This window comes from Mycobacterium sp. PDNC021 (assembly GCF_048282635.1).
Taxonomy (GTDB): domain Bacteria; phylum Actinomycetota; class Actinomycetes; order Mycobacteriales; family Mycobacteriaceae; genus Mycobacterium; species Mycobacterium llatzerense.
The window spans coordinates 1,817,760-1,839,259 of the sequence record NZ_CP182502.1 but is presented as its reverse complement, the minus strand read 5'-3'; the positions used below and the strand labels follow the sequence as shown (position 1 = coordinate 1,839,259).

Genomic DNA, 21,500 nt, shown 5'->3' with positions numbered 1-21,500 from the left:
GCAGGCGACACCGGACCGGTTGCCCGACCCCATGGACTGGCGCCAGGTACCCGCGGCCACTGGTCTGCTGGCGACGTTCAATGCCGCCGGAGTACTGAACGCGGCCGATATCCATGTGGCCCAGAGATGTTGCGCGCTGGCGGACGAGGCCGGCGAGGTCGTCGCGCTCGCGGTCGCGCTGACGGTCCGGGCGCTGCGGGAAGGCTCGGTGTGCGTCGACCTCACCACCGTCGCCGAGGACGTCGGCAGCGGGGCCGACGGCGGCCTGCCGTGGCCGGCTTCCGACGAACTGATTGCCGCTGTCGCGGGCAGCCCGTTGACGGGCACCGCCATCCGGCTGGACCACGAGCGGCTGCTGTACCTCGATCGCTACTGGCGCGAGGAACAGCAGGTGTGCACCGACCTGCTGGCGCTGTCGGCGCAGGGATCGCAGTCCGTCACCGATATCGAGCTCGAACGACTTTTCCCGCCAACGGGTTTCGCCGAGCAGCGGGCCGCGGCGCACCTCGCGCTGACGCAACCGGTGACGGTGCTGACCGGCGGCCCGGGCACCGGCAAGACCACCACCGTGGCCCGGCTGCTCGCCCTCCTGGCGCAGGCCGCGCACCCGGGCCGGCTGCGCATCGCACTCGCAGCGCCGACCGGGAAGGCGGCCGCCCGGCTGCAGGAAGCGGTCTCGGCAGAGGTGGCCAAGCTGGATGCCGCGGATCAGGAGCGGCTCAGTGGGCTGCGGGCCGTCACGCTGCACCGGTTGCTCGGCGGGCGCCCCGACAGCGCCTCGCGGTTCAAGCACCACCGCGGCAACCGGTTGCCGCACGACGTCATCGTCGTCGACGAGACCTCCATGGTGTCGCTGACGCTCATGGCCCGGCTGCTCGAGGCCGTCCGGCCCGACGCCCGGCTGCTGTTGGTCGGCGACCCCGACCAGTTGACCTCGGTGCAGGCGGGCGCCGTGCTCGCCGATCTGGTCGACGGGCTCGCCGACCACCCGGCCATCCAGATCGCGGCGCTGCGCACCACGCACCGGTTCGGCGCGGCGATCGGCGGGCTGGCCGAAGCGATCCGGTCCGGTGCCGCCGATCAGGTGCTGGCCCTGCTGCGGGCCGGGGATCCGGCGATCGAATTCGTCGAGGATCCCGACGCGGCCGCGGTGTTGCGCCCGGCTCTGGTGGGCCACGCACTGAGAGTTCGCGAATGCGCGCTGTTGGGCGCCGGCGACGACGGTCTCGCGGCCATGGACGAGCACCGCCTGCTGTGCGCGCACCGCGACGGGCCCTATGGGGTTCGACACTGGAACCGTCAGGTGGAGCGCTGGATCACCGAGGAGACCGGGCAGGCCACCTGGTCGCCGTGGTACCCCGGCCGCCCGCTGCTGGTCACCGCCAACGACTACGCACTGGGCATCTACAACGGCGACACCGGCCTGGTCGCCGCCGGGCCGGACGGCGTCCAGGTGTACATCGCGGGTGCGACTGCGACGCAACAGTTCTCGCCGAGCCGCATCGTCGACGTCGAGACCATGTACGCGCTGACCATCCACAAGAGCCAGGGCTCGCAAGCCGGCGAGGTGACGGTGATCCTGCCGCCCGCCGACTCCCGGCTGCTGACCCGCGAGCTGTTCTACACCGCGGTCACGCGCGCGAAGAAGAAGGTGCGCATCGTCGGGTCAGCCGACGAGGTGCGGGCGGCGGTCGACCGTCAGGCACTGCGCGCGTCGGGTCTGCGGGACCGGCTGCGGGCCAGTACCTAGGGCCGCACCGGGTGCCGGCTCAGGATCGACACCCGATTGAAGGCGTTGATCGCGGTGGCCACCCAGATGACCGCGGAGAGCTCATCGTCGCTCAGTACCGCTCGCGCCCTTGCGTATTCGCGTTCGGCGGTGTCGTGGTCGGGCAGCGTCGTGGTGATCTCGGCCAGCCGCAGCGCGGCCCGTTCCTGCTCGGAGAACAATTCGGTGTCACGCCACGCACGCAGTGTCGCCAGCTGCTTTTCGGTGACGCCCGCCTTCACCGCGCGCCGGTGATGAATCTCCAGGCACGACGGGCAGCCGTTGATCAGCGACACCCGCGTGTTGATCAGTTCCACCAGCGCCGGTGGCAATCCGGCGTCGGCGGCGGTCTTGCTGACCGCGGTCGCCACCGCCACCAGCGTCCGGTAGGCGTGAGGCGACTGTTTGTCGATGTGCACGTGCGCGAGGCCCGGTTCGGTGGTGTCCATTGCCTACTTTCAGGTTGCGGTCAGGACGGCGCGGGTATGGTCTGAGCGAACGCGACGATGGTACGCAGCCTGGAAGGCGAATCGTGAGCAATCTTGAGGCAGACCCCATCGAATACGACTGTGCCGCCGGGCCTCCCAACCGCATCGAGATTCTGGAGCCGCGCGAGGTGCCGCTGGGCGGACCGCGCGCGATGATGGTCCGTCGCACCTTGCCGCAACGTGAGCGCTCGCTGGTCGGCGCGTGGTGTTTCGCCGACCACTACGGCCCGGAAGACGTGCGCACCAAGGCCGGGATGGACGTCCCGCCGCATCCGCACACCGGTCTGCAGACGGTCAGCTGGTTGTTCAGCGGCGAGATCGAGCACCGCGATTCGCATGGCGTCCACGAAATGGTGCGGCCCGGCGAGCTCAACCTCATGACCGCCGGCGCCGGCATCTGCCACTCGGAGGTGTCCACCCCGGCGACGACCATCCTGCACGGTGTCCAGTTGTGGGTCGCGCTGCCCGACGCCGCACGCCACGGACCCCGCAATTTCGATCACTATGCGCCACAGCCGGTTTCCTTCGGCGGTGCCACGGTGTCGGTCTTTCTCGGGGCGCTGGCCGGGCAGCAGTCGCCGGTGCACACGCACACTCCGCTGCTCGGCGCCCAGGTCGATCTGCCGGCGGGCGCCACGGTCGAGTTCGAGGTCGACCCCACCTTCGAGCACGCCGTGCTGCTCGATCAGGGGACGCTGACCGTCGCCGGCACACCGGTACAGCCGTACGAATTGGCTTATCAGGGCGTCGGATCCACGCGCCTGACCCTCGCCAACACCGGGGCCGAACCGGCACGCGCTGTCGTTCTCGGTGGCACGCCGTTCACCGAAGAACTGCTGATGTGGTGGAACTTCGTCGGGCGCACGCACGACGAGATCGTCGAGTACCGCAATCAGTGGCAGGCCGAATCCGAACAGTTCGGCGAAGTCATCGGGTACCAGGGTCAGCCCGCGCGGTTGCCCGCTCCCCCGCTACCGACCACTCGCCTGGTCCCGCGGAAACCACCCACCGGAGGAAAGGCCCCAGTCATGCTCACCGACAAGAACGGCGCACCCGTCGAGGTGACCCAGGAAGCCGACCGGTTCAGCATCGCGGTCGATGGAAAGTCAGTGGGGCTCACCGCCTTCATCGAGCATGGCGAGCAGCGGGTTTTCTACCACACGGAGATCGACCCGGCGTTCGGCGGGCGCGGGCTGGCCAGCGTGCTGATCGCCCAGGCATTGGCGACCACCCGGCAGCAGGGCAAGCGCATCGTGGCGATCTGCCCCATGGTCAAGGCGTACGTCGAGAAGCACCACGACTTCGACGACATCCTCGACCCGCGGACGCCGGAGATTCTGCGGCTGCTGCCGCGCTAGACCACCGGGCGGTCAGCCTGCGTGCAGGCGCCGTTCGGGATGGTCGGCAAGCCACCGCTGCTCGACTCGCTTGACCCGCAGATGCTCGAACGTGATGACGAGCGCCCCTGCGGTGACCAGCGCGCCGGCGATGAGGCCGAGCGGTAGCTCGAGTCCCGTATGACCGAACGCGGTTGCGAAGACGAAGCCGGCGATGGTGACGATGCCTAGTGCGATCAGGCCCAGGCCGGGCAGCCACAGGGTGTCGATGAAGGATTCACCGGCATGTGGCTGCGTAGTTCGGGAATGATCCACTGGATCATGGTGCGCGCCCTTCATTCGCATCTCCCTCCTTGCCGAAGATGCCCTAAGGCTACGCCCGAATCGGGGCCCGTTGTGAGATAGTTCACACTTGGCCGCGACCGTCTTCGCGAGGTGGCTAGCGCGGCGGCAGCGGCGCGGCGACGGGCGTGACCGGCACCGGGGGCGGCGGCAGCGCGGAGCCACGCACCCACTGGTCCCACGGCATGCTCCAGTCGCCGTTCTGGTTCAGCATCTGCGGCGGGCCACCGGTGAACTTCACCTCGACGACGTCGCCGGGCACGGAGAAGTCGTAGAACCACTTGGCGTTATCGCTGTTGAGGTTCAGACAGCCGTGCGAGGTGTTCTGTTTGCCCTGCGCCCAGATGGTTGCGTTCAGCTGGTGCAGGTAAATGCCGTCATGGCTGATCCGGGTGGCCCACGGGATGGTCTCCTTGTATCCGAGGCGGCTACTGGTCGGCAAGCCGAACGTCGAGGAGTCCATGATCACCGGGTTGGCCTTGTCCATCACGGTGTAGACGCCCGGCGGCGTCCAGAAGGAGATGACGGTGTTGCCGATGGTCTCCGTGCCGCCCATGCCCATCGAAGTCGGCATGGTGCGCACCAACTGGCCGTTGTCGAAGACGCTGACCTGGTGCGTGTGGTCGTCGGCGACGGAGATGTGGGCATTGCCGATCCGGAACGAGACGCGTTCGTCCTGCTGGCCGTAGGTGCCGTCGCCGAGCCTGACGCCATAGATCTTCGCCGCGACCGAGACCGTCGTGTTCGGCGCGTAGTACTTCTCCGGGCGCCAGTGCGCGTTGGCGTCGTCGACCCAGTGCCACGAACCGGGAACCGGCGGGTTGGTGGTGACGACGAGGTTGCGCTCGGCGGCCGCCTTGTCTTCGATCTTCTCGTCGAAGTGCGCGGTGACCACGACGCCGACGCCGTAGGTGCCACCCTCCTGCAGCGAAGCGCCGGACACGGTGTTGAGATACACCGCCGTCTGGTAGGTGGGATCCAGCGTGGTGAAGCTCGATGTCTGCCGCGACGGCATGCCCGAGGGGCCGCGCGCCTCGATGGTCATCGTGTACTTGCGGCTGTAGCCGAGCTGTTCGGCGGGCGTCCAGGTCTTGCCGTCGGGTCCGAGGGTCCCGGGAATCTCTTTTCCGGCGCCGTTGACCATCGTCACCGCGGTGATGGTGCCGCTGGCGGCCGTGACGTTGACGGGCGCGGCCGGGCTGACGTCCTTCGCCCCACCTGCCGGCGTGACGCGCAGCGCCGCGGGCTCGGGCGCGGCCGGCTGCGACACGGACAGGTCGCGCGATGCAGCGACGACCTTGCAACCCTCCTGGCAGCGCGACGTCGACGACACCACAGTCCCACCGAGCACGGCAAGGACGGCCAGCGCAGCAGCCAGCCAGGCGCCACGGACACGGCGGGATGACGTCAACACAGCTCCAAAGTTCGGCGTCGGCCAGGGATTGTCTGATTTGTGTACTCGAGGTACCGCATCAGAGTAAGCGGTCGGCCGGGTTCTTTGCACGTCGGATGGAGCTCGCTCCGATTTCGCCACAGCGTCGCTTCGGCGTGTCGGCTGGCAAACGCCCGTCGACGTGTGGTAAGCGCTGATTTCGCAGTATTTCACCGGTCTCGGGCAGCGACGCGCTGACCAGCGCGTTCAGCCAAAGGTACTGCACACCAACATCTTTGAGCAACGTCAGCGCCACGACGATCAAATACCTTCAGCTGCAAAATAATTCACGACGCAGAGCGTGCTCTGCGTCGTGAATTCACCGACAAAAGGAGGGCCGGCTACTGACTCGCGAATCGCGTGAGGGCGCCCCCGCGCATCGCGCGGCCGGCACGGGCCTGACGGAAGCCGATCAACCCACCCGCCCCGGTCAGCACCAGTAGGCCGGTGAAACCGGGAACGGCGACGGCGGCGACCTCACCGAGGCCGGCCGCCCGGAGGTCGTCCGAGTACCCGGCCCGATACGGCGCCGCCACGACGACGGCGTTGTCGGCCGCGAAGACCCGATCAGCCGGTGCGGGTCCGCGCACCGGCAGTTCCCCGGCGGCGCCGGTGTGGCCGGCAAAGCGTGAATTGGACTGCGCCCCAACGGCTGCCGGTGGCCCGGTGCGGGTCCCGAAGTCACGGCCGAAGGAGACGGCCTGCGGCACGCCGGACGGCGGCGTGATGGCGGCCGACGTCAGCGACGCCGCCGCCGCGGCCAACCCGTCGACCACCGGCAGAGCCTGCGCCACAGCAAATCCGGGCAGCGCAGCCACGCTCCGGATCGGCTCACCCACGACCGCGGGCAGCGGACCCGTCAACGCCGTCACCGGCGCCATCGGCGCGTCTGCCACAACGACCGCTACCTGACCGGCCGCCACGCTCGCCTGGACCAGCGGAACCGAGACCGACTGGACAGATGGTGTGGCGGTGGGAGTTTCGGCAACGTTGCCTGATTCGCTGGCAGCCGTGCTCCCGGTCGTGCCGACGACACCCGACGGCAAGCCGATCGATGCATTCGAGGACGAGTTCGTGGACGAGACGTTGGTGCCGTTGCGCCCGTCGCCGAACTTGGGCGTTAGTTGCTGGCCGACCGACGGCGCGACACCGAAGCCGCTGAGCGCGCCGGTTCCGGCCGCGGTCGCGGCGGTGGTCAGGCCGCCGAACACCTTGTTCAGATCGCCGATGGACGACAGCCCCGGGCGCGAAGGGCTCGAACTGTCCCCACCTGTCTCAGCTGAAACACCCGGCGAAAGCGGCACGTCATGGGGCGCGGCATTCGCCACGCCGGCACCGAATACCGGCGCGGCGACCAGCCAGGTCACCGCCGCCATGCGCAGGTGCGTCGCCACGCTGAGTCCATCCTCTCGAAGCCGGCCGTCAGCGGCCTTCGTCTAGTTTGCCACAAGAATTTGCCGTTGCGAAAATTTCCGTGGCTGACCCCACCATATTAAGGCAGTCGGCACCAGAAATCAGAACGGCACAGTGGGCAGGTACTTGCCGTCGAGGGTGATGACAGCACGTTCGCCACCATCGGGATCAGCAACCTTCTTCACGTCCAGCCGGAAGTTGATCGCGGAGATGATGCCGTCACCGAACTGCTCGTGAACCAGCGCCTTGAGAGTGGTGCCGTAGACCTGCAGCATCTCGTAGAAGCGGTAGATGGTCGGGTCAGTGGGCACGCCGCCGGGGATAGAGCCGCGGGTCGGGATGGTCTGCAGCAACCGCACCGCGTCGTCGTCCAGGCCCAGCAGGGCACCGACGGCCTTCGCCGATTCCGCCGGAAGCGCGTGCTGACCGAGAACGGCAGCCGTCGTGAAGGCCACCGATAGACCGGCGGCGTCGGCGATCTGCTGCCAGGACAGGTCCTTACGGGTCTTGGCCTCGACAGCCGCGGCGGCAAGGAGCTGACGGGCGGTGGGGTCGAACTGGGCGTGAATCATGGCTGGTGCTTCCTTCCAGAGATGGGTCGATGGTTCTGACGGGATGTCAGTGCTGGATCAGTGCTGCGCCCACGTGCCGTAGGGCACCATCGGGTTGGTTCCGAACGGCACGTAGGGGTTGGCGCCGCCGATGAATGTGTCCTGCGCGTACACCGGAACCGGCCCGGGCAGCGCCACCGTCCCGCCGTTGTCCGCCGGCGCCGGCGCGGCCAGTCCGATGCCGACCGCGGCGAGGGCTCCGGCGACCAGTCCGATTGTCGCGGCGGCGAGGTTGTTCGTGTTCATGATGATGCTTCCTTTCTTGCTGAATTCACCATGCATGAACAGCGTGTATAACGTCCAATAGCCAGTTTTCATGCTTCCTATAGACAATCTCTATAGTTGGTCTCATGGCCGGGCTCGAGCTTCGTCACCTGCGGTATCTGCTCGCTGTCGCCGAAAACGGCAACTTTTCTCGCGCCGCCGAAGAGCTATATGTGTCGCAACCCACGCTCTCCCAGCAGATCAAACAGCTGGAAAACACACTCGGAGTCCAGCTGCTCGACCGCAGCGGCCGCACCGTGCGCCTGACCGATGCGGGCGCCGCCTTCGCCGACCGCGCCCGAAGCGCGCTCCGTGAACTGGCCGCGGCCGAACGCGCCATCGAGGACGTGCGCGACCTCAGCCGCGGTCACCTGCGCCTGGGCTTCACCCCGACGTTCACGAGTTACTTCGTCGCCCCGCTCATTGCCGAGCTGCACGCCCGCCATCCCGGGATCAGCCTGACGGTGGCCGAGATGTCCCAGGACAGCATCGAAGCGGCGCTGCTCGCCGACGACCTCGACGTCGGAATAGCCTTCATCGGCTCCCCCGCCCCCGGCATCGACGCCGCCGCGCTGTTCACCGAGCACCTCGGCCTGGTCACCAGTGGCCCACGGGCCGAGGCTCTGCCCAACCCATTGCCCGCCCGCGCGCTGGCCGAGGTCCACCTGGCCCTGCTGAGCAGCGATTTCCTCACCCGCACCCATATCGATACGTACTTCGCGGAGCACCACGTCGACCCGCGGATCACCGTCGAGGCCAACTCCGTCCAAGCCCTCACCGAGATCGTGCAACGGACGCCGCTCGCAACGGTCCTGCCGGACGCCGTCACCCACGACCATCCGCACCTGACGCCGGTCCCGCTGGACCCGCCCATGCCGACCCGGACCGTCGCGCTCCTGCGCCGCGACGGCGGCTACCACAGCGCGGCCGCCTCCGCCTTCGTGCAACTCACCCACGAACTCGTCGCGACGCGGGGCTATGCGCCTGCTGGGTCATTCTCGAAAGTGCAGTAGTGCAGACCCACCCCCCACGAAGTCGGGCGACTTCGTGGGGGGTGGGTCTGGCGGGTCGTTTACGTCGCCGCTGCGGTGGGTCCGGCGCCGGTCGGGGCGGCAGTAACGACGACTCTGACCGTGGCAGCGCCGTCGCCCGACGCGATCACCAGTTGGGGCGCGTTGGGTGCCGAGACGACGTGTCCACCGGTGACGGTCACCTGGTAGCCGTTCGGGAATTCCACGATCGGCGTCGAGATGACGGTCTGCGAGCCGGCAGCGAAGTCGCCCGTGCCGTCAGCTTTTTGGGTGGCGTAGCTGAATTGGAACGTGCCGTCGGCGTAGGACCAGGACGTCGGTGTGCCGGAGATCGCCTGCGGGTAGGGCTGGGCGAGGATTGCCAGCTTGGTCGCGTCGACATTGTTGCCGGTCGGCGGCAGGCTCGGATCCTTGACCAGCCACTCGGTGCCCGGTGAGCCGGTGATGTCACTTTGGCCGGAGTAGGCCCAGTCCGACCAACCGATCGCATGCTGGTTGGCGCTGTTCATCGGGGGGAACAGCGTTGAGTAGTTGGTCGTGGATCCGATCGTGCCGAACTCGGTCACCATTGCCGGGATACCGTGTGCATGCGCGTAGGCCATTGCCATATTCGTGATTCCGGCAACGTCCGGGATGGAGCCCCCGCCGAACGTCGCCAGCGAGTATGGGTGGTACGAGAAGACGGTGTTGTGGTCGTCCACGGTGCCCAGGTGGGTGCGTACACCGAAGTCGAATAGGGCGTTCGGCTCGAAGTACACCGTTGTGTTCGGGTCGACTGCCCGGATCGCCGACGCGACCTGGTTGTAGAACGGAGTCAACGACTCACGGTCGAAGTGCGAGCCGCCAAGCATGCTCAGCAGCGAGTCCCCGGCGGTCGGGTACGGCTCATTCATGATTTCGTAGCCGGCCACGTTGGGGTCGCCTTTGAAGTAGTTCGCGACGTGTTCCCACATCTGCGCGTAGTGGTCCTCCAGCCCCATCCCACTCGACACTCGGCTGTTCGCCCAGAATGCGCCGATGGCGTACTGCGCGGCAGGATCGAGGAGCGAGGTGATCGGGAAGCCGCCCACCTGGATGTTGGGCAGCCCGCCGGTTTTCGATGCCCACGCAGGTGCACCTTCACCCCCGAACTCGCTGCTGTAGCCGTCCTGGTGCATGTCGAGGATGGTGTAGATCCCGTGGCTGGCCAACATCTGGACGGTCTGGTTGACGGAGTCGAGGTAGGCGGTGTTGTAGACGCCGGGCTCGGGCTCCACGGCGGCCCAGATGACACCAAGCCGCACTTGGTTGAAACCGTTGGCCTGCAGAAACGCTGCGTCGTCCTCGCTGAACCCGCCAGCGGACGGTTCGTATGGCGCGAGCTTGTAGACCTGGTTGACCCCATGCAGGATCACGACCTGCCCGTCACCGTTGGTAATCCAGTTGCCGGTGGTCGACAGGGATCGACCTGAACCGTCGCCGCTGGTCTCAGTGAGTACGGCCCCGGTGCCAAAGTGGCCGACGGCGCCGTGCGTACCGAACAGGCCGGCGTTGCCACCGGCCCCGCCGAGCGCAGGCAAAGTCATCGAGGCGCCGCCCACGCCACTGTTTCCGGCGTCGCCGCCGTTGCCGCCGATTCCCCAGATGAATGACCCCGAACCACCGGTGCCGCCTCGGCCGCCGTCAGCCCCGTCGCCGCCATGGCCACCGGTGCCGCCGACACCGAACAGCAGCCCCAGTCCCGCGCCGCCACGACCGCCGGCTCCGCCGGTGCCGCCGGGCAAGGCGCCACCGGCACCACCGCTACCGCCGATGCCCATGAGGAAGCCGCCGGCACCACCCACGCCGCCTGCGGCTCCCGCACCGCCGGCACCGCCGCGTCCACCATCACCCAGCAATCCACCGCGACCGCCGGCGCCGCCGGCAACACCGGCTTGGGCGCTGTCCCAACCTGCGCCACCATTGCCCGCCAACCATCCGCCTGCACTGCCGGCCGGGTGAGCCGCGGTGCCGGCGGCGCCGTTCCCTATGACGTAAGAACCGGCCAGCTGGTTGATGACGAAGTCCACATCCCGGCCGATGCCGCTGTTGATCCAGCGCTCGACGGCGGCGTGGACCTGGATGTAGACCAGTTGCTGCACGGACGGCGTCGGACTCGGTGAGGTGACAGCAGCGGTGGGCTTGGGTGCTGCGATGCCAGCAGTGGGCTTGAGTGCCGTTCCTGCGTCCTCACGGCGGGCGGCGGCCAGCATGGTCGAGACCAACGGGTTATCCACGGGCGTGGCCGGCGTCTTGCCCGCGCCGGCCGGTGCGGCCGAAGCTGTGGCCATGGATTGAGTTGCCGAACCGGCCGGCGCTGAAGACGCCGACGGCTGCGACGCTGTCGCACTGGCGGGTGCCTTCTTCGACGAAGCCTTGGACGTGCCGCGTGCACTCGACTTTGTGGTTCGCGAGCGCGTCGCGCCGCTGTCGCCGACACCGGCCGAGGGCGGGTCTGCCGAACTCGCCGCGGCTGACGACGCGGACGGCGGCGACGCTGTCGCCTTGCCGGACGCCTTCTTCGACGAACCCGTGGAGGTGCCGCTCGCACCACCACTGACTGAGGGGGCCGCGGAATGGCTGGACGGTGATGCGCCAGCATCCGCCGACGCCACCCCGTTTCCCCAGCTCACAGCAGCGCCGATGCCCAGCGCGACTGCCAAACCCCCAACCCGGCCGATGTACGCAGATGCTTTCATGCGTTTTGGTATACGGGACCCGAGTCGACCGTGGAGTCGATTTCGGCGATTTTTTTCCGGATAGCTGAAAATTCATTCGGGACGCCCCGAACGGCCGACCGACACCTGTGAGGTCGCTGTCAGCAGGGCGCTCGGCGCGGGAACCTAAGCTGTCGAGTGTGGGCGGTGACGATGTCGGCAAGGGCGCGCACGCCGCCTCACGAGTTCGACGCGGACGTCCGCCGCAGATCAGTCGCGAACAAATAGTCGCTGCCGCTCTCGGGGTGGTGCCTGAGCCGGTCACGATGCAAGCGGTGGCCGACGCCCTTGGCGTCGACCGCAAGTCCCTCAACTATCACGTCCGAGATCGCGAAACTCTGTTGCGGCTGATGGCAACCGAGGTGTTCAACGCCGAGTTCTCACGCATTCCCCCACCGCCGCAGGATGATTGGCGCGATGTCCTGCGCTGGTTCGGCGAAACGATCCGCCGTGCCATCCTCATGTTCGGCATCCACGACACGTTCCCGATCGAGGGAGCCCTCGGCCTCGACTCCTTGCGCAAGGCCGAGTATCTGCTCGAAACCCTTGTCCAGGCCGGCTTCGACGTCGAGCAGGCGGGCCGCGCGACCAACATCGTCATCGAGCTCGCGCTGACTTCCGCACGCGACTCCCTGCTGCGCTCTGGGCAACGCAATCACCCGCAACGTGAAGAGGCCATCGAGGCCATCGGGAGCGCCGGCGGGCCCGACTTCACCCTCCTGCATCAGAACCTGGTGGCGAGGAGAGCAGATGTCAACGAGGACGCTCAGTGGGAATTCAATCTCAGCGTTGTCTTCGCAGGGCTCACTACGCTAGTGGCCCAAAACCGGGCACAACCTGATCGGCCGGGAAGTCCTCACGCCGGCCCTCCGTGATGCAGACCGGCGTGGTGATCGTGGCCGCCCTCGTGCCCCGAGTCAGGTGATCCGCCCATCATGCGCAGCATCGGGATGCCGCCGGTGCGGACGAAGCGGACCACCAGCAGCGCGGCCAGCAGCAGGAAGACGATGTTGAGCCAGGTGGTGTAGTTCCACGAGATGCCGCTGTCCATCACCATGGCATTGCGCTGGGTGGGGATGAGACCGGTTGCGCCGAACAGCAATTCGACCAGATAACCCGCCGCGACCATCGAGATGTAAAAGGTGGCCAGCAGCGTCAGCATCATCCGGGTGCCGTAGTACTTCCGGTAGATGTTGAGGATCGGCAGGATCAACAGGTCGGCGAAGATGAAGGCGATCACGCCGCCGAAGCTGATGCCGCCGTTCCACAGCACCGCCGCCAGCGGCACGTTGCCGATGGAGCAGACGAACGACACGATCGCCACGACCGGGCCGACGATCGGTCCCCAGACCACCGACCAGGTGGGGTCGTCGGCGAGGAAGAAGTTCTCCCAGAACGCGTTCGGCACCCAGGCAGCGATGGCGCCGGCGATCAGGAGACCGAGGATCAGATCACGCAGAATCGCCGCCCATTCCATGACGAACACATGCGACACCGAGGTGAACCCCGGCGCCGAGAACAGGCGCTTGGCGAACGACCCCTCGCCCTGCACCGACATGTCCATCGCGGCATGCCCTTCCATCGAGCCGGCGCGGCCGTAGTCCGCCTGCACGCGGGCTTCGTCGATGAGGCGGCTCCGGACGAACAACCGGAACAGCACCGCCAACACGACGATCATGATCGGGCCGCCGATGAATTCCGCGGCGGTGAACTGCCAGCCCATCAGCAGGGCCAGGATGATGCCGAGTTCGACGACGAGGTTGGTGGAGCCGATCTCGAACGCCATCGCGGCGGTGAAGTTGGCGCCCTTGCGAAACAGCGAGCGGGCCAACGCCACTGCGGCATACGAGCACGACGACGATGCCGCGCCGAGTCCCGCGGCCACTGCGAGGGTTTTCGGCTTGTCGTCACCGAGGAGTCGCACGATCGTCGACTTCCGGACGACGGCCTGCACCACTGCCGACAGCGCGAACCCGAGGATCAGCGCCCAGAGAATCTCCCACGTCATCGAACCGGCCAGGGCCAGCGCGTGACCGATCGCTGCGATTGCGGCGTCCACGGGCCTGACGTTAGTCCCGGTCGCCGATGCTCGCCGCCGATGCGGCGCCTTTCATCGAGCGTGGGGCTTTACGCGGAAAATCGGCCAGATTTCCTCGTCATCCCCCACTCTCAACGGCGACTAGGCGGGGCTGCCGATGAAGTCGATGCCGGCGGTGATCGCCGGGCGGTGCCGCAGCATCCGGTAGTGCGCCAACTTGCCGAGTCCCTTGGTGGTCAGCAGCTGGGCGCCGGGCCACGAAGCGGCGAGCTTCTCGCTTGACGAATAGGGGCTGTCGGGGTCATCGGGGTCGTGGATGAGCAGCAGCGGCGGGTGGTCGGCCCGGGCGCCGAGGTTGACCATGTTGGTGTCGGCCAGCGACATGCCGATGCGGCGCACCAGTCGCCGCTGCAGGCCCGCGCGGATCCGACGGCCGAAGTTGTGGCGTGCGGCGAACAGGTCCAGATACATCGGGTAGTCGCCCATCGGCGCGAGCAGCACTAACCGACCGACCTTCGCACCATTGACCGCCGCCGCCATGGTGGCCGAATTGGCCCCGAGCGAATGGGCCACGACCGCGTGAGCCGGCCCGTGCTCGCGGATGACGGCCGCGACCGCGGCGGCGCATTCGATGGCGGTGGTGCGTCCCGGCTTGAGCGCGCCCGGCTCGGACTCGTTGTGGCTCGGCAGGTCGAACGCGATGACCCGATACCCGGCGGCCACGAGCGGCTTGACGAACATGCCCAGGTGCGGGCGGCGGCCGCCCCAGCCGTGCACCAGGTACACCGGCGGTCCGTCGCCCCAGGACTCACCGGCGATGCGGTGGCCGTCCCAGTGCGCTTCCAGCGGTGCGCCGGGCGCGACGCCGGGCGGCATGCGCAGACTCTGCTCGATGATCGGTGGGGTGCACCACAACTCGGTGGCCCACCGGGATCCGATGGCGGGCGCGAATCGCTCGAGCAGCGCGAATCTCGCACGAATCTTCGGGTCGACCGGTGGTTGGACACCGGATCCCTCGACGTCGAGCACGACGTCACGATCCGTTGGGGACTCGACCATGCGTGAAATCCTAACGACCGACCTCGATTCGGCTGCCGGCGATCGGCGGCCGATCAACTCGTGAAACGAAATCAGGCCCCCTCGAAAGGGGGCCTGATCAGTGTGGCAGATGCAGGATTCGAACCTGCGTAGGCTTTCGCCGACGGATTTACAGTCCGCTCCCATTGGCCGCTCGGGCAATCTGCCGGGATTCGCACCACCGGGGACCCCGGGTTTGGCGCGAGTAGCAGAGTACAACGAAGATGTACCGAACACGAAAACGGGACCCCCACCAGGGGCGCAGATACGGAGGGCAATCCAATGGCGGATTCATCGTTCGACATCGTCAGCAAGGTCGACCGGCAGGAAGTCGACAACGCACTGAACCAAGCCGCCAAGGAGCTGTCCACCCGCTTCGACTTCCGTGGCACCGACACCACCATCGCCTGGAAGGGTGACGAGGTCATCGAGCTGGTGAGCTCGACCGAAGAGCGCGTCAAGGCCGCGGTCGACGTGTTCAAGGAGAAGCTCGTCCGCCGCGACATCTCGATGAAGGCGTTCGACGCCGGCGACCCGCAGCCCAGCGGCAAGACCTACCGCGTCTCGGGCACGCTGCAGCAGGGCATCAGCAGCGAGCAGGCCAAGAAGATCACCAAGATCATCCGCGATGAGGGCCCCAAGGGCGTCAAGGCGCAGATTCAGGGCGACGAGATCCGGGTGTCCAGCAAGAAGCGCGACGACCTGCAGACCGTCATCGCCCTGCTCAAGGGCGCCGACCTAGAGGTGGCGCTGCAGTTCGTCAACTACCGGTAGCGCTCAGCTGTCGCTGTTCAGCTCTTTGGTCAAGTTGGTGCCGTTGTTCTTGCTGTCACCATGATGGTTGGTCATGTTGCGGCATTCGCCGTAAATCTTGAACGCGAGCCGACTTTCGCCCTGGTAGTACTCGATGTTGACCGCGACGCCGTCCCGGTTGATGGTGCCGCCATACATGTGTTGGGAGGGCAGCTTGTCTGACCACCCCGACGCCAACATGGCGGCCTTCACCTGCTCGGCGTAGTCCTGGCCGCTGACGCCCGACGGCAGCAACGCACTCATCTCGAGGTAGCCCTTGTTCGGCGGATCGCCATCGTCATTGCAGAACGCGAGATAGCCACCACCGCTGACGTCTTGCAGCCCAGCCACTTTCCGCAATTGACGACCCGCATTGATGACCTGGGCCATGGACTCTTCATCGGTCATGGGGTGCGCTGGACGATCGCTGTGGGGAAGCAAGCCACATCCTCCTAACATCAGGGCACAGACGAAAGCCGCTGTACCGACGCGATATCGACTACTTGTAATCATGGTCGTTCTTCACCGTCTCACCTGGGCGATTGGATTCGGGATCTGAATATGCCGGGGCCCCTGGTACGGGGATGTCCACATGAGGCACCGGAACCTCGATTCCGAACGGCAGGTTGACGTGGTCGGGTGTCGAGAAGGTCGGCCGGTGCCGGTCCTCGGCCAGTAGTCCGTCGGTCGCAAGGCGTTCGCTGTGCCCGCTGGCGATGTCGGTCATCGCGCGCAACGACTCACTGCCCATGTCGTAGTACTTCGAGTGATCATGGAAACTCCAGCCGGTCTCGCCGGCCACCTCGGCCCGGAACCGGGTGGCGCCGAAGCCCTCTGCCGACGGGTCGGTCCCCAGACCGGCGACCGGCCCGAGCGGATTTCCGAGCTCGGCGTTCAGCCATTGCGCCGCCCCCGGACCGCCCGTACCGAGCCGGGCGACGGGATCGGTCGACGCCGCCCCGACGTACACCTGGCCGCCATCGACGTGGAAGTCCGCCGCACTGTGCGCCAAATCTGTTCCAGGGCAACCGATCAACACGACATCGTTGACTTTCATGCCGCCGCCCGCACACGCATCGGCGACGGTGGTGGACCCGTAGGAGTGCCCCATCACCGTCACATGGGAGGTGCCCAAGTGCGTGGCCGCCAGGCCGTTGACGTCGGCAGCCAGCAGGTCGCCGCCCTGCCGAGCCAGGGTCGGGTTCGCGATCCGCGGATCGGTGAAGCTGTCGGGTGCGTCGTATCCCATCCACATCATCACCGCGGTCGAGCGATTCGGGTCGGCCAGCTTCGCCTGGTCGTATACGTGGATGGCGTCGTCGTGACCGTCGGCCAACCAGCCGTCGTGGACACTGCTCCCGGTGCCCGGCACGATGACCGTGGTGTTGTTGGCCGTGTCCGGGTTGCCGAGGCAGATGGCTGCCCGCCCCTGCCCGCCGTCCGCCTCCGGTTGGTAGGCCCAGAGCATGACCGGACGTGACCTGTTCGGGTCCGTGTTCGATCCGCGCTGGTGCGCCAACCCCTCGCTGGTCCGCCGCGCGTTGTAGAACCGGGTGGCGTCGGTCTGCGTCAGCCCGAACCGGCCGGGGTCCTTGAGGACGTCGTCCTCGGAGACATGGTTGCAGTTGGCGACGTCGCGCACCCGGTTCAGGTCGTCGTTCATCACCTGCTGATTGACCACGTCCCGAGCGCTCGCCGGGACGCCGTTGAGGTTGCCCAATTCGGGTGGGTGCCGGGCGATCAGCTGCTGTCGCTGCTCCGGAGTCAGTGCGGTCCACCATTTTTCGACGTCCTCAGGGTTGGTTCCCGGAGGCGGAATCTGGATGTCCTGCCCGCCGATGTTCACCGGCGCAGAGGGTTTCTGGCCTTGCACTGCCTGGTCGATGGCCGTCGCGGTGAGCGTGTCAGTGGTGTCGAAGGCCTTCAACTGCTCCTGAATGGACGTGGTGAAGAACTCCGCTGCTTTCTTGAGGGGCCCCAAGTCCCCGATCAGCCACTGCTGCGGTGTGACCACGCCATCGTCGCTGACCGAAAAACCGAGTTTGATCGCGGTGTCGACGAATTCCAGCAGGGTGCTGCGCAGAGAGGTCAGCTGATTTCCGCCGTCGGTCAGCGCCTCGGTCAGCTTGTTCAGCCTGCCGCGGTAGGCCTCCTGCTCGTCGATCAGCTGCTGCGCCTTGGCGACCGCGGCATCGGCGGCCTGCCCGTGCCAGTTCGCTTTCAAGTTCGCCAGCTGGCCGCGCTCGACGCCGATGACGATCTCCAGCGCGGCCGATGTGGTCCGTACCTCGTCCGCGGCATCGAGCAGCGCCCCGGGCTTGGCCGCGCGCACGCGCGACACCGTCACCGTCACCAGTGCCGCACCCCCTCGGCGATCCCTCATCTGATCGTCGCACAGGTCGCGGGTACCAACCCGACACAACATTCAATCCGCACCACCAACCGGACACTCCGCCAATCCCGTCGCTCCGCTCGCCCAGGCGACATAACCTGTCGCCATGGCACCAGCGCAGCGCGTACCGACCGTCGTCGTCCTCGGTGGCGGATCCTGGGGCACCACGGTGGCCTCGATCTGCGCACGCCGGGGACCGACGCTGCAGTGGGTACGGTCCGCGGAGACAGCGGCCGACATCAACGAAAAGCACTGCAACAGCCGCTATCTGGGCGACGGGGTGGCGCTTCCCGAATCACTGCGGGCGACCACCGACTTCTCCGAGGCGGCGGGCTGTGCCGACGTCATCGTGATGGGCGTGCCGTCACACGGCTTCCGCAACGTGCTGGGCGAACTGGCCAAGGAACTGCGGCCGTGGGTCCCGGTGGTGTCGTTGGTCAAGGGCCTGGAGCAGGGCACCAACATGCGCATGAGCCAGATCGTCGACGAGGTGCTGCCCGGGCACCCGGCCGGAATCCTGGCCGGGCCGAACATCGCCCGTGAGGTCGCCGAGGGCTACGCCGCCGCCGCCGTGCTGGCCATGCCGGACCAGCACCTGGCCGCCAATCTCGCGGGCCTGTTCCGCACCAGGCGTTTTCGCACCTACACCACCGACGACGTGATCGGTGTCGAGATGGCCGGGGCGCTCAAGAATGTGTACGCCATCTCCGTCGGCATGGGGTACTCATTGGGCATCGGCGAGAACACCCGAGCGATGGTGATGGCGCGCGCGGTGGCCGAGATGTCCAAGCTGGGCGTGGCGATGGGCGGCAACCGGGACACGTTCGCGGGCCTGGCCGGCATGGGCGACCTGATCGTCACCTGTACCAGCCAGCGCAGCCGCAACCGGCACGTCGGCGAGCAGCTGGGCCAGGGCAAGAGCATCGCGGAGATCATCTCGTCGATGAACCAGGTCGCCGAGGGCGTCAAGGCCGCCAGCGTGATCATGGAGTTCGCCGAGACACACGGGCTCAGCATGCCGATCGCCCGTGAGGTGGATCAGGTGATCAACCACGGCTGCACGGTGGCGGACGCCTACGCCGGCCTGATGCTCGAGAAGCCCGGGCACGAAGTACACGGCTCGGGCTTCTGAGTTCCGCGCTCGCGCGGCGCTGCGATCAGTTCGCGTAAGGGCTGCGGTCTTTCGGCCTGTCCAGCAACGGATTCGACTCGTTGACGATGAAGCTGCCCGACGGGCTGACCACGAAACCGGACTGGTCGAAGCCGTTGACGCACGCCGTCATTGTCCCGTCGGTGCCGCAGGTGATGTTGCGGTAGCTGATCCGCGAACCGGCAGGCAATGTCTGCACCGCGCCCGGCATCTCGCCGAGGTACTTCGGTCCATTCAGGATGTTGAACGCCGGCGCACCGAACTGACCGCCGACGACCACGTTGGAGCCTTCCGGCGCGCCCGGCAGCGGGCCGCTACAGCCGTACTCGCCTTCGTTGCGGCGCATCACGCAGGTCAGGCCGCCGGGCGCCTGGAACATGTAGAAGGAGCCGTCCTTGCTGGCGAAATTCGACGGGCTGACGGGCTTGAATCCGTTGAGGTTCGGCGCGGCGGGTCCCGGTGGCGGGGGCACCGGCTCCGGCGGCGGATCGGCCGCGGCAACGCCCGGCACCAACGAGATCGCCCAAGTGGCCGCGACCGCACCGATCAGGAATCTGCTCAACACCTGCTCAGAGTAGAACCCCGTCGCCATAGCTCGCAGCGCCAGCGTCAAATCACTTGCAGCCGAGGTCGACGTAAACCGTGGTGCTCTGGCCGCGCAGCTTGCCTTCCTGACTCGACAGCTCGCGGCCGTGCCGGACCGCGGTGACGGTGCACTTGTCGAGGGATCCGCTGCCGACCCGTGACTCGATCACCCGGAAGCCTTCGGTCTGCAGCCGGTGGATCGTCTGCGTCGCGGATTCCCCGGGGCCGGGCGGCACGACCGGGCGAGCCGCGGCCGGTACGGCCAGCGCGACCATCAAGGCCAGGACGATTCCGGTTCCGACTGGGATCCTCGTGGGATTCTTCATGTTTTTCCCTCTCCCGCATTCAGCGCAGATTGCACTGAATCAATAACTTCGACAGTAGCCGCGGAATTGAGCGAGAAACGCATTCTCAGGTCGAACGCATACCGATACCCGCATGGATCATGCGGAATTCAGGCGAAACTCAAATAGTCGTCTCGACGGTGTGCGGGGTGTACGACTCACTCATCGTCACGTACTCGCCGACGTCCCGGAGCATCGGCAAACGGACCCGGAAAGTGGTTCCCGCAGTGTTTGATTCGACTTTCACCCGGCCGCCGTGCGCTTTGACGATCGTCGACACGATCGCCAGACCGAGGCCGGTGCTTCCGAGCGCGCGAGAACGCGATTTGTCGGCAACCACAAATCTGTCGAACAAATTCGGCAACAATTCTTCGGGAATTCCCGGACCGTCGTCGGCGACGGTCAGTTCCACATATCCGGGGCCCGGGGTCAAGGTCGTCGTGACCGCCGTTCCCGCCGGCGTGTGCACCCGAGCATTGGCCAGCAGGTTGCCGATCACCTGATGCAACCGTGCCGGGTCACCACGTACCCACACCGACACGTCAGGCAGGCGCGAGCGCCAGCGATGCGCCGGCGATGACACCGCGGCGTCGTTGACCGCATTGATCACCAGATCGCACAGGTCGACGTCATCGGTCTCGAGGTCCTGATGCTCCTCGAGACGCGATATCAACAGCAGGTCCTCCACCAGACCGGACATCCGCTGCGCCTCGGACTCGATGCGGGCCAGCGCGTATTCGGTGGTCTCGGGCAGTGCCGCACTGTCCTGACGGGTCAGCTCGGCGTACCCGCGGATGGCGGCCAGCGGCGTCCGCAACTCGTGGCTGGCATCGGTGAGGAACTGCCGCGTCCGACGGTGGGAGGCGGCGAGTTCGGCCAGCGCGCTGTCGACGTTGTCCAGCAGTTTGTTGAGCGTGTCCCCCACGATGCCGACCTCGGTACGCGGATCGGTGTCCTCAGGCCGGACCCGTTCGGTGATGCGGTGGTCCTCACTGCCGAACTGGCGGGTCGCCACCTTGGCCGCCGTCGAGGCCACGCGGCTCAGCGGCCGCAGCGCATAGTTCACCACCGCGATGGTGCCGACAGCCGTCAGCGCGATGGCCAGCAGCGTCATGACCGCGACCGCGACGGTCTTGCGCGCCACCACGCTGTTGGCCTCTTCCATGGACACCCCGGAGACCAGCACGTCACCGCCGCCGGCGTCCTGTCCCGCCAATCGGTACCAGCCGAGTTTCGGCAGCTTCACCGTGCGCGGTCCGAGATTCGTCCACTGCTGCCCACTGACAGCCTTGATGACGTCGGGCTGGACCGGCTTCGGTTCCCCGTCGGGGAACACCGCCGACTGCACGACGACGCCTTTGTGCACGACGGCGATGAGATTGCCCGGGGCCTGGCCACCGAAGGCCGTCAGGCCGTCTTCCCCGGCGTCGATGGGATGCGCCGGGTCACCACGCTTGATCTCCAAGCGGTCATACGAATGGCCGAGAGCATCGAGCGAACGGTCCAATTCCGCGTCGCTCATCGCGGACACGTAGCTGTGCAGGCTGTACACCGACAGCACCCCGACCGCCAGCAGCACCACGGTGACCAGGGAGGTGACGCCGAGCACGAGACGCCGACGCAGGGTCCGCGGACGCCACCACGGCACCCGAGCCGGATTTCGGGCCAGCACTCGAGTCGGGACCCGGGTCACGCGTGTCA

General features: G+C 67.0%; 21 protein-coding genes and 1 tRNA gene. 6 read left to right on the top strand and 16 right to left on the bottom strand.

Annotation, left to right across the window (positions count from 1 at the left end; all coding sequences use genetic code 11):
• The first annotated feature begins 31 nt into the window (after nt 1–31).
• Nucleotides 32–1,750, top strand: a complete 1,719-nt coding sequence (recD, locus tag ACNO8X_RS08555) for an exodeoxyribonuclease V subunit alpha (protein WP_418005826.1) — start codon at nt 32–34, stop codon at nt 1,748–1,750.
• Here the strand turns inward: recD and ACNO8X_RS08550 are convergent.
• Nucleotides 1,747–2,217, bottom strand: a complete 471-nt coding sequence (locus ACNO8X_RS08550) for a carboxymuconolactone decarboxylase family protein (protein WP_418004945.1) — start codon at nt 2,215–2,217, stop codon at nt 1,747–1,749. The two genes, recD and ACNO8X_RS08550, sit on opposite strands and share 4 nt — an antisense overlap.
• Before the next feature lie 83 nt (nt 2,218–2,300).
• Between ACNO8X_RS08550 and ACNO8X_RS08545 the strand changes: the two genes are divergently transcribed.
• Nucleotides 2,301–3,614, top strand: a complete 1,314-nt coding sequence (locus tag ACNO8X_RS08545; protein WP_418004944.1) for a bifunctional pirin family protein/GNAT family N-acetyltransferase — start codon at nt 2,301–2,303, stop codon at nt 3,612–3,614.
• Nucleotides 3,615–3,626: 12 nt separating this feature from the next.
• On the opposite strand, the gene usfY is transcribed toward ACNO8X_RS08545, so the two are convergent.
• The 6 genes from usfY to ACNO8X_RS08515 form a co-directional block, all read right to left on the bottom strand.
• The gene (gene usfY / locus ACNO8X_RS08540) at nt 3,627–3,908 is read right to left on the bottom strand and encodes a protein UsfY (RefSeq protein ID WP_234884388.1); all 282 of its coding nucleotides are present in this window, start codon (nt 3,906–3,908) and stop codon (nt 3,627–3,629) included.
• A 124-nt stretch (nt 3,909–4,032) separates the two neighbouring features.
• Nucleotides 4,033–5,349, bottom strand: a complete 1,317-nt coding sequence (locus tag ACNO8X_RS08535) for a L,D-transpeptidase (protein ID WP_418004943.1) — start codon at nt 5,347–5,349, stop codon at nt 4,033–4,035.
• 58 nt (nt 5,350–5,407) lie between these two features.
• Nucleotides 5,408–5,623, bottom strand: a complete 216-nt coding sequence (locus ACNO8X_RS08530) for a hypothetical protein (protein ID WP_418004942.1) — start codon at nt 5,621–5,623, stop codon at nt 5,408–5,410.
• 85 nt (nt 5,624–5,708) lie between these two features.
• On the bottom strand, nt 5,709–6,761 hold the full coding sequence (locus ACNO8X_RS08525) for a hypothetical protein (protein WP_418004941.1): 1,053 nt from the start codon (nt 6,759–6,761) through the stop codon (nt 5,709–5,711).
• 120 nt (nt 6,762–6,881) lie between these two features.
• Nucleotides 6,882–7,352: a cyanase gene (gene cynS / locus ACNO8X_RS08520; RefSeq protein WP_260937216.1), complete on the bottom strand. Its 471-nt coding sequence runs from the start codon at nt 7,350–7,352 to the stop codon at nt 6,882–6,884.
• A gap of 57 nt (nt 7,353–7,409) precedes the next feature.
• Nucleotides 7,410–7,637: a hypothetical protein gene (locus ACNO8X_RS08515; protein WP_418004940.1), complete on the bottom strand. Its 228-nt coding sequence runs from the start codon at nt 7,635–7,637 to the stop codon at nt 7,410–7,412.
• 104 nt (nt 7,638–7,741) lie between these two features.
• Here ACNO8X_RS08515 and cynR point away from each other — a divergent pair, with 104 nt between their 5' ends.
• A complete protein-coding gene (cynR, locus tag ACNO8X_RS08510) occupies nt 7,742–8,668 on the top strand; it encodes a transcriptional regulator CynR (RefSeq protein WP_418004939.1) in 927 nt (308 codons plus the stop codon).
• Nucleotides 8,669–8,727: 59 nt separating this feature from the next.
• Here the strand turns inward: cynR and ACNO8X_RS08505 are convergent, their stop codons facing one another.
• The gene (locus ACNO8X_RS08505) at nt 8,728–11,403 is read right to left on the bottom strand and encodes a cellulase family glycosylhydrolase (RefSeq protein WP_418004938.1); all 2,676 of its coding nucleotides are present in this window, start codon (nt 11,401–11,403) and stop codon (nt 8,728–8,730) included.
• Between the two features lie 293 nt (nt 11,404–11,696).
• On the opposite strand from ACNO8X_RS08505, the gene ACNO8X_RS08500 reads away from it, so the two are divergent.
• A complete protein-coding gene (locus ACNO8X_RS08500; protein ID WP_418004937.1) occupies nt 11,697–12,296 on the top strand; it encodes a TetR/AcrR family transcriptional regulator C-terminal domain-containing protein in 600 nt (199 codons plus the stop codon).
• Here ACNO8X_RS08500 and ACNO8X_RS08495 read toward each other — a convergent pair.
• The 3 genes from ACNO8X_RS08495 to ACNO8X_RS08485 all read right to left on the bottom strand — a co-directional run bounded on the left by ACNO8X_RS08495 (nt 12,278) and on the right by ACNO8X_RS08485 (nt 14,704).
• Nucleotides 12,278–13,480 carry a permease gene (locus tag ACNO8X_RS08495; RefSeq protein WP_418004936.1) on the bottom strand — a complete coding sequence of 401 codons (1,203 nt, stop codon included), beginning with the start codon at nt 13,478–13,480 and terminating at the stop codon, nt 12,278–12,280. The two genes, ACNO8X_RS08500 and ACNO8X_RS08495, sit on opposite strands and share 19 nt — an antisense overlap.
• Nucleotides 13,481–13,600: 120 nt before the next feature.
• Nucleotides 13,601–14,518 (bottom strand): alpha/beta fold hydrolase, encoded by a 918-nt coding sequence (locus tag ACNO8X_RS08490; protein ID WP_418004935.1) that lies wholly within the window; start codon nt 14,516–14,518, stop codon nt 13,601–13,603.
• A 103-nt stretch (nt 14,519–14,621) separates the two neighbouring features.
• Nucleotides 14,622–14,704: transfer RNA gene (locus tag ACNO8X_RS08485), tRNA-Tyr, on the bottom strand.
• Between the two features lie 114 nt (nt 14,705–14,818).
• Here ACNO8X_RS08485 and ACNO8X_RS08480 point away from each other — a divergent pair.
• Nucleotides 14,819–15,310: a YajQ family cyclic di-GMP-binding protein gene (locus ACNO8X_RS08480; RefSeq protein ID WP_418004934.1), complete on the top strand. Its 492-nt coding sequence runs from the start codon at nt 14,819–14,821 to the stop codon at nt 15,308–15,310.
• 3 nt (nt 15,311–15,313) lie between these two features.
• Here the strand turns inward: ACNO8X_RS08480 and ACNO8X_RS08475 are convergent, their stop codons facing one another.
• Nucleotides 15,314–15,736, bottom strand: a complete 423-nt coding sequence (locus ACNO8X_RS08475) for a hypothetical protein (RefSeq protein WP_418004933.1) — start codon at nt 15,734–15,736, stop codon at nt 15,314–15,316.
• Between the two features lie 91 nt (nt 15,737–15,827).
• Entirely contained in the window at nt 15,828–17,711 is a 1,884-nt protein-coding gene (locus tag ACNO8X_RS08470) for an alpha/beta hydrolase (RefSeq protein ID WP_418004932.1), read from the bottom strand.
• Nucleotides 17,712–17,826: 115 nt separating this feature from the next.
• Between ACNO8X_RS08470 and ACNO8X_RS08465 the strand changes: the two genes are divergently transcribed.
• Entirely contained in the window at nt 17,827–18,852 is a 1,026-nt protein-coding gene (locus tag ACNO8X_RS08465; protein ID WP_133761119.1) for an NAD(P)H-dependent glycerol-3-phosphate dehydrogenase, read from the top strand.
• A 25-nt stretch (nt 18,853–18,877) separates the two neighbouring features.
• Here the strand turns inward: ACNO8X_RS08465 and ACNO8X_RS08460 are convergent, their stop codons facing one another.
• From ACNO8X_RS08460 to ACNO8X_RS08450, 3 genes are all read right to left on the bottom strand, one after another.
• Nucleotides 18,878–19,435: a hypothetical protein gene (locus tag ACNO8X_RS08460; protein WP_231575692.1), complete on the bottom strand. Its 558-nt coding sequence runs from the start codon at nt 19,433–19,435 to the stop codon at nt 18,878–18,880.
• Between the two features lie 49 nt (nt 19,436–19,484).
• On the bottom strand, nt 19,485–19,781 hold the full coding sequence (locus ACNO8X_RS08455; protein ID WP_418004931.1) for a hypothetical protein: 297 nt from the start codon (nt 19,779–19,781) through the stop codon (nt 19,485–19,487).
• Between the two features lie 139 nt (nt 19,782–19,920).
• Complete coding sequence (locus tag ACNO8X_RS08450; protein ID WP_418005825.1) at nt 19,921–21,492, bottom strand: sensor histidine kinase; 1,572 nt, start codon at nt 21,490–21,492, stop codon at nt 19,921–19,923.
• Nucleotides 21,493–21,500: the final 8 nt, after the last annotated feature.

Coding starts and splice junctions, on each gene's coding strand:
- recD (WP_418005826.1), top strand. CDS start 32: ATGGACTGGCGCCAGGTACCCGCGGCCACTGGTCTGCTGGCGACGTTC.
- ACNO8X_RS08550 (WP_418004945.1), bottom strand. CDS start 2,217: ATGGACACCACCGAACCGGGCCTCGCGCACGTGCACATCGACAAACAG.
- cynS (WP_260937216.1), bottom strand. CDS start 7,352: ATGATTCACGCCCAGTTCGACCCCACCGCCCGTCAGCTCCTTGCCGCC.
- ACNO8X_RS08515 (WP_418004940.1), bottom strand. CDS start 7,637: ATGAACACGAACAACCTCGCCGCCGCGACAATCGGACTGGTCGCCGGA.
- cynR (WP_418004939.1), top strand. CDS start 7,742: ATGGCCGGGCTCGAGCTTCGTCACCTGCGGTATCTGCTCGCTGTCGCC.
- ACNO8X_RS08505 (WP_418004938.1), bottom strand. CDS start 11,403: ATGAAAGCATCTGCGTACATCGGCCGGGTTGGGGGTTTGGCAGTCGCG.
- ACNO8X_RS08490 (WP_418004935.1), bottom strand. CDS start 14,518: ATGGTCGAGTCCCCAACGGATCGTGACGTCGTGCTCGACGTCGAGGGA.
- ACNO8X_RS08480 (WP_418004934.1), top strand. CDS start 14,819: ATGGCGGATTCATCGTTCGACATCGTCAGCAAGGTCGACCGGCAGGAA.
- ACNO8X_RS08475 (WP_418004933.1), bottom strand. CDS start 15,736: ATGACCGATGAAGAGTCCATGGCCCAGGTCATCAATGCGGGTCGTCAA.
- ACNO8X_RS08470 (WP_418004932.1), bottom strand. CDS start 17,711: ATGAGGGATCGCCGAGGGGGTGCGGCACTGGTGACGGTGACGGTGTCG.
- ACNO8X_RS08465 (WP_133761119.1), top strand. CDS start 17,827: ATGGCACCAGCGCAGCGCGTACCGACCGTCGTCGTCCTCGGTGGCGGA.
- ACNO8X_RS08455 (WP_418004931.1), bottom strand. CDS start 19,781: ATGAAGAATCCCACGAGGATCCCAGTCGGAACCGGAATCGTCCTGGCC.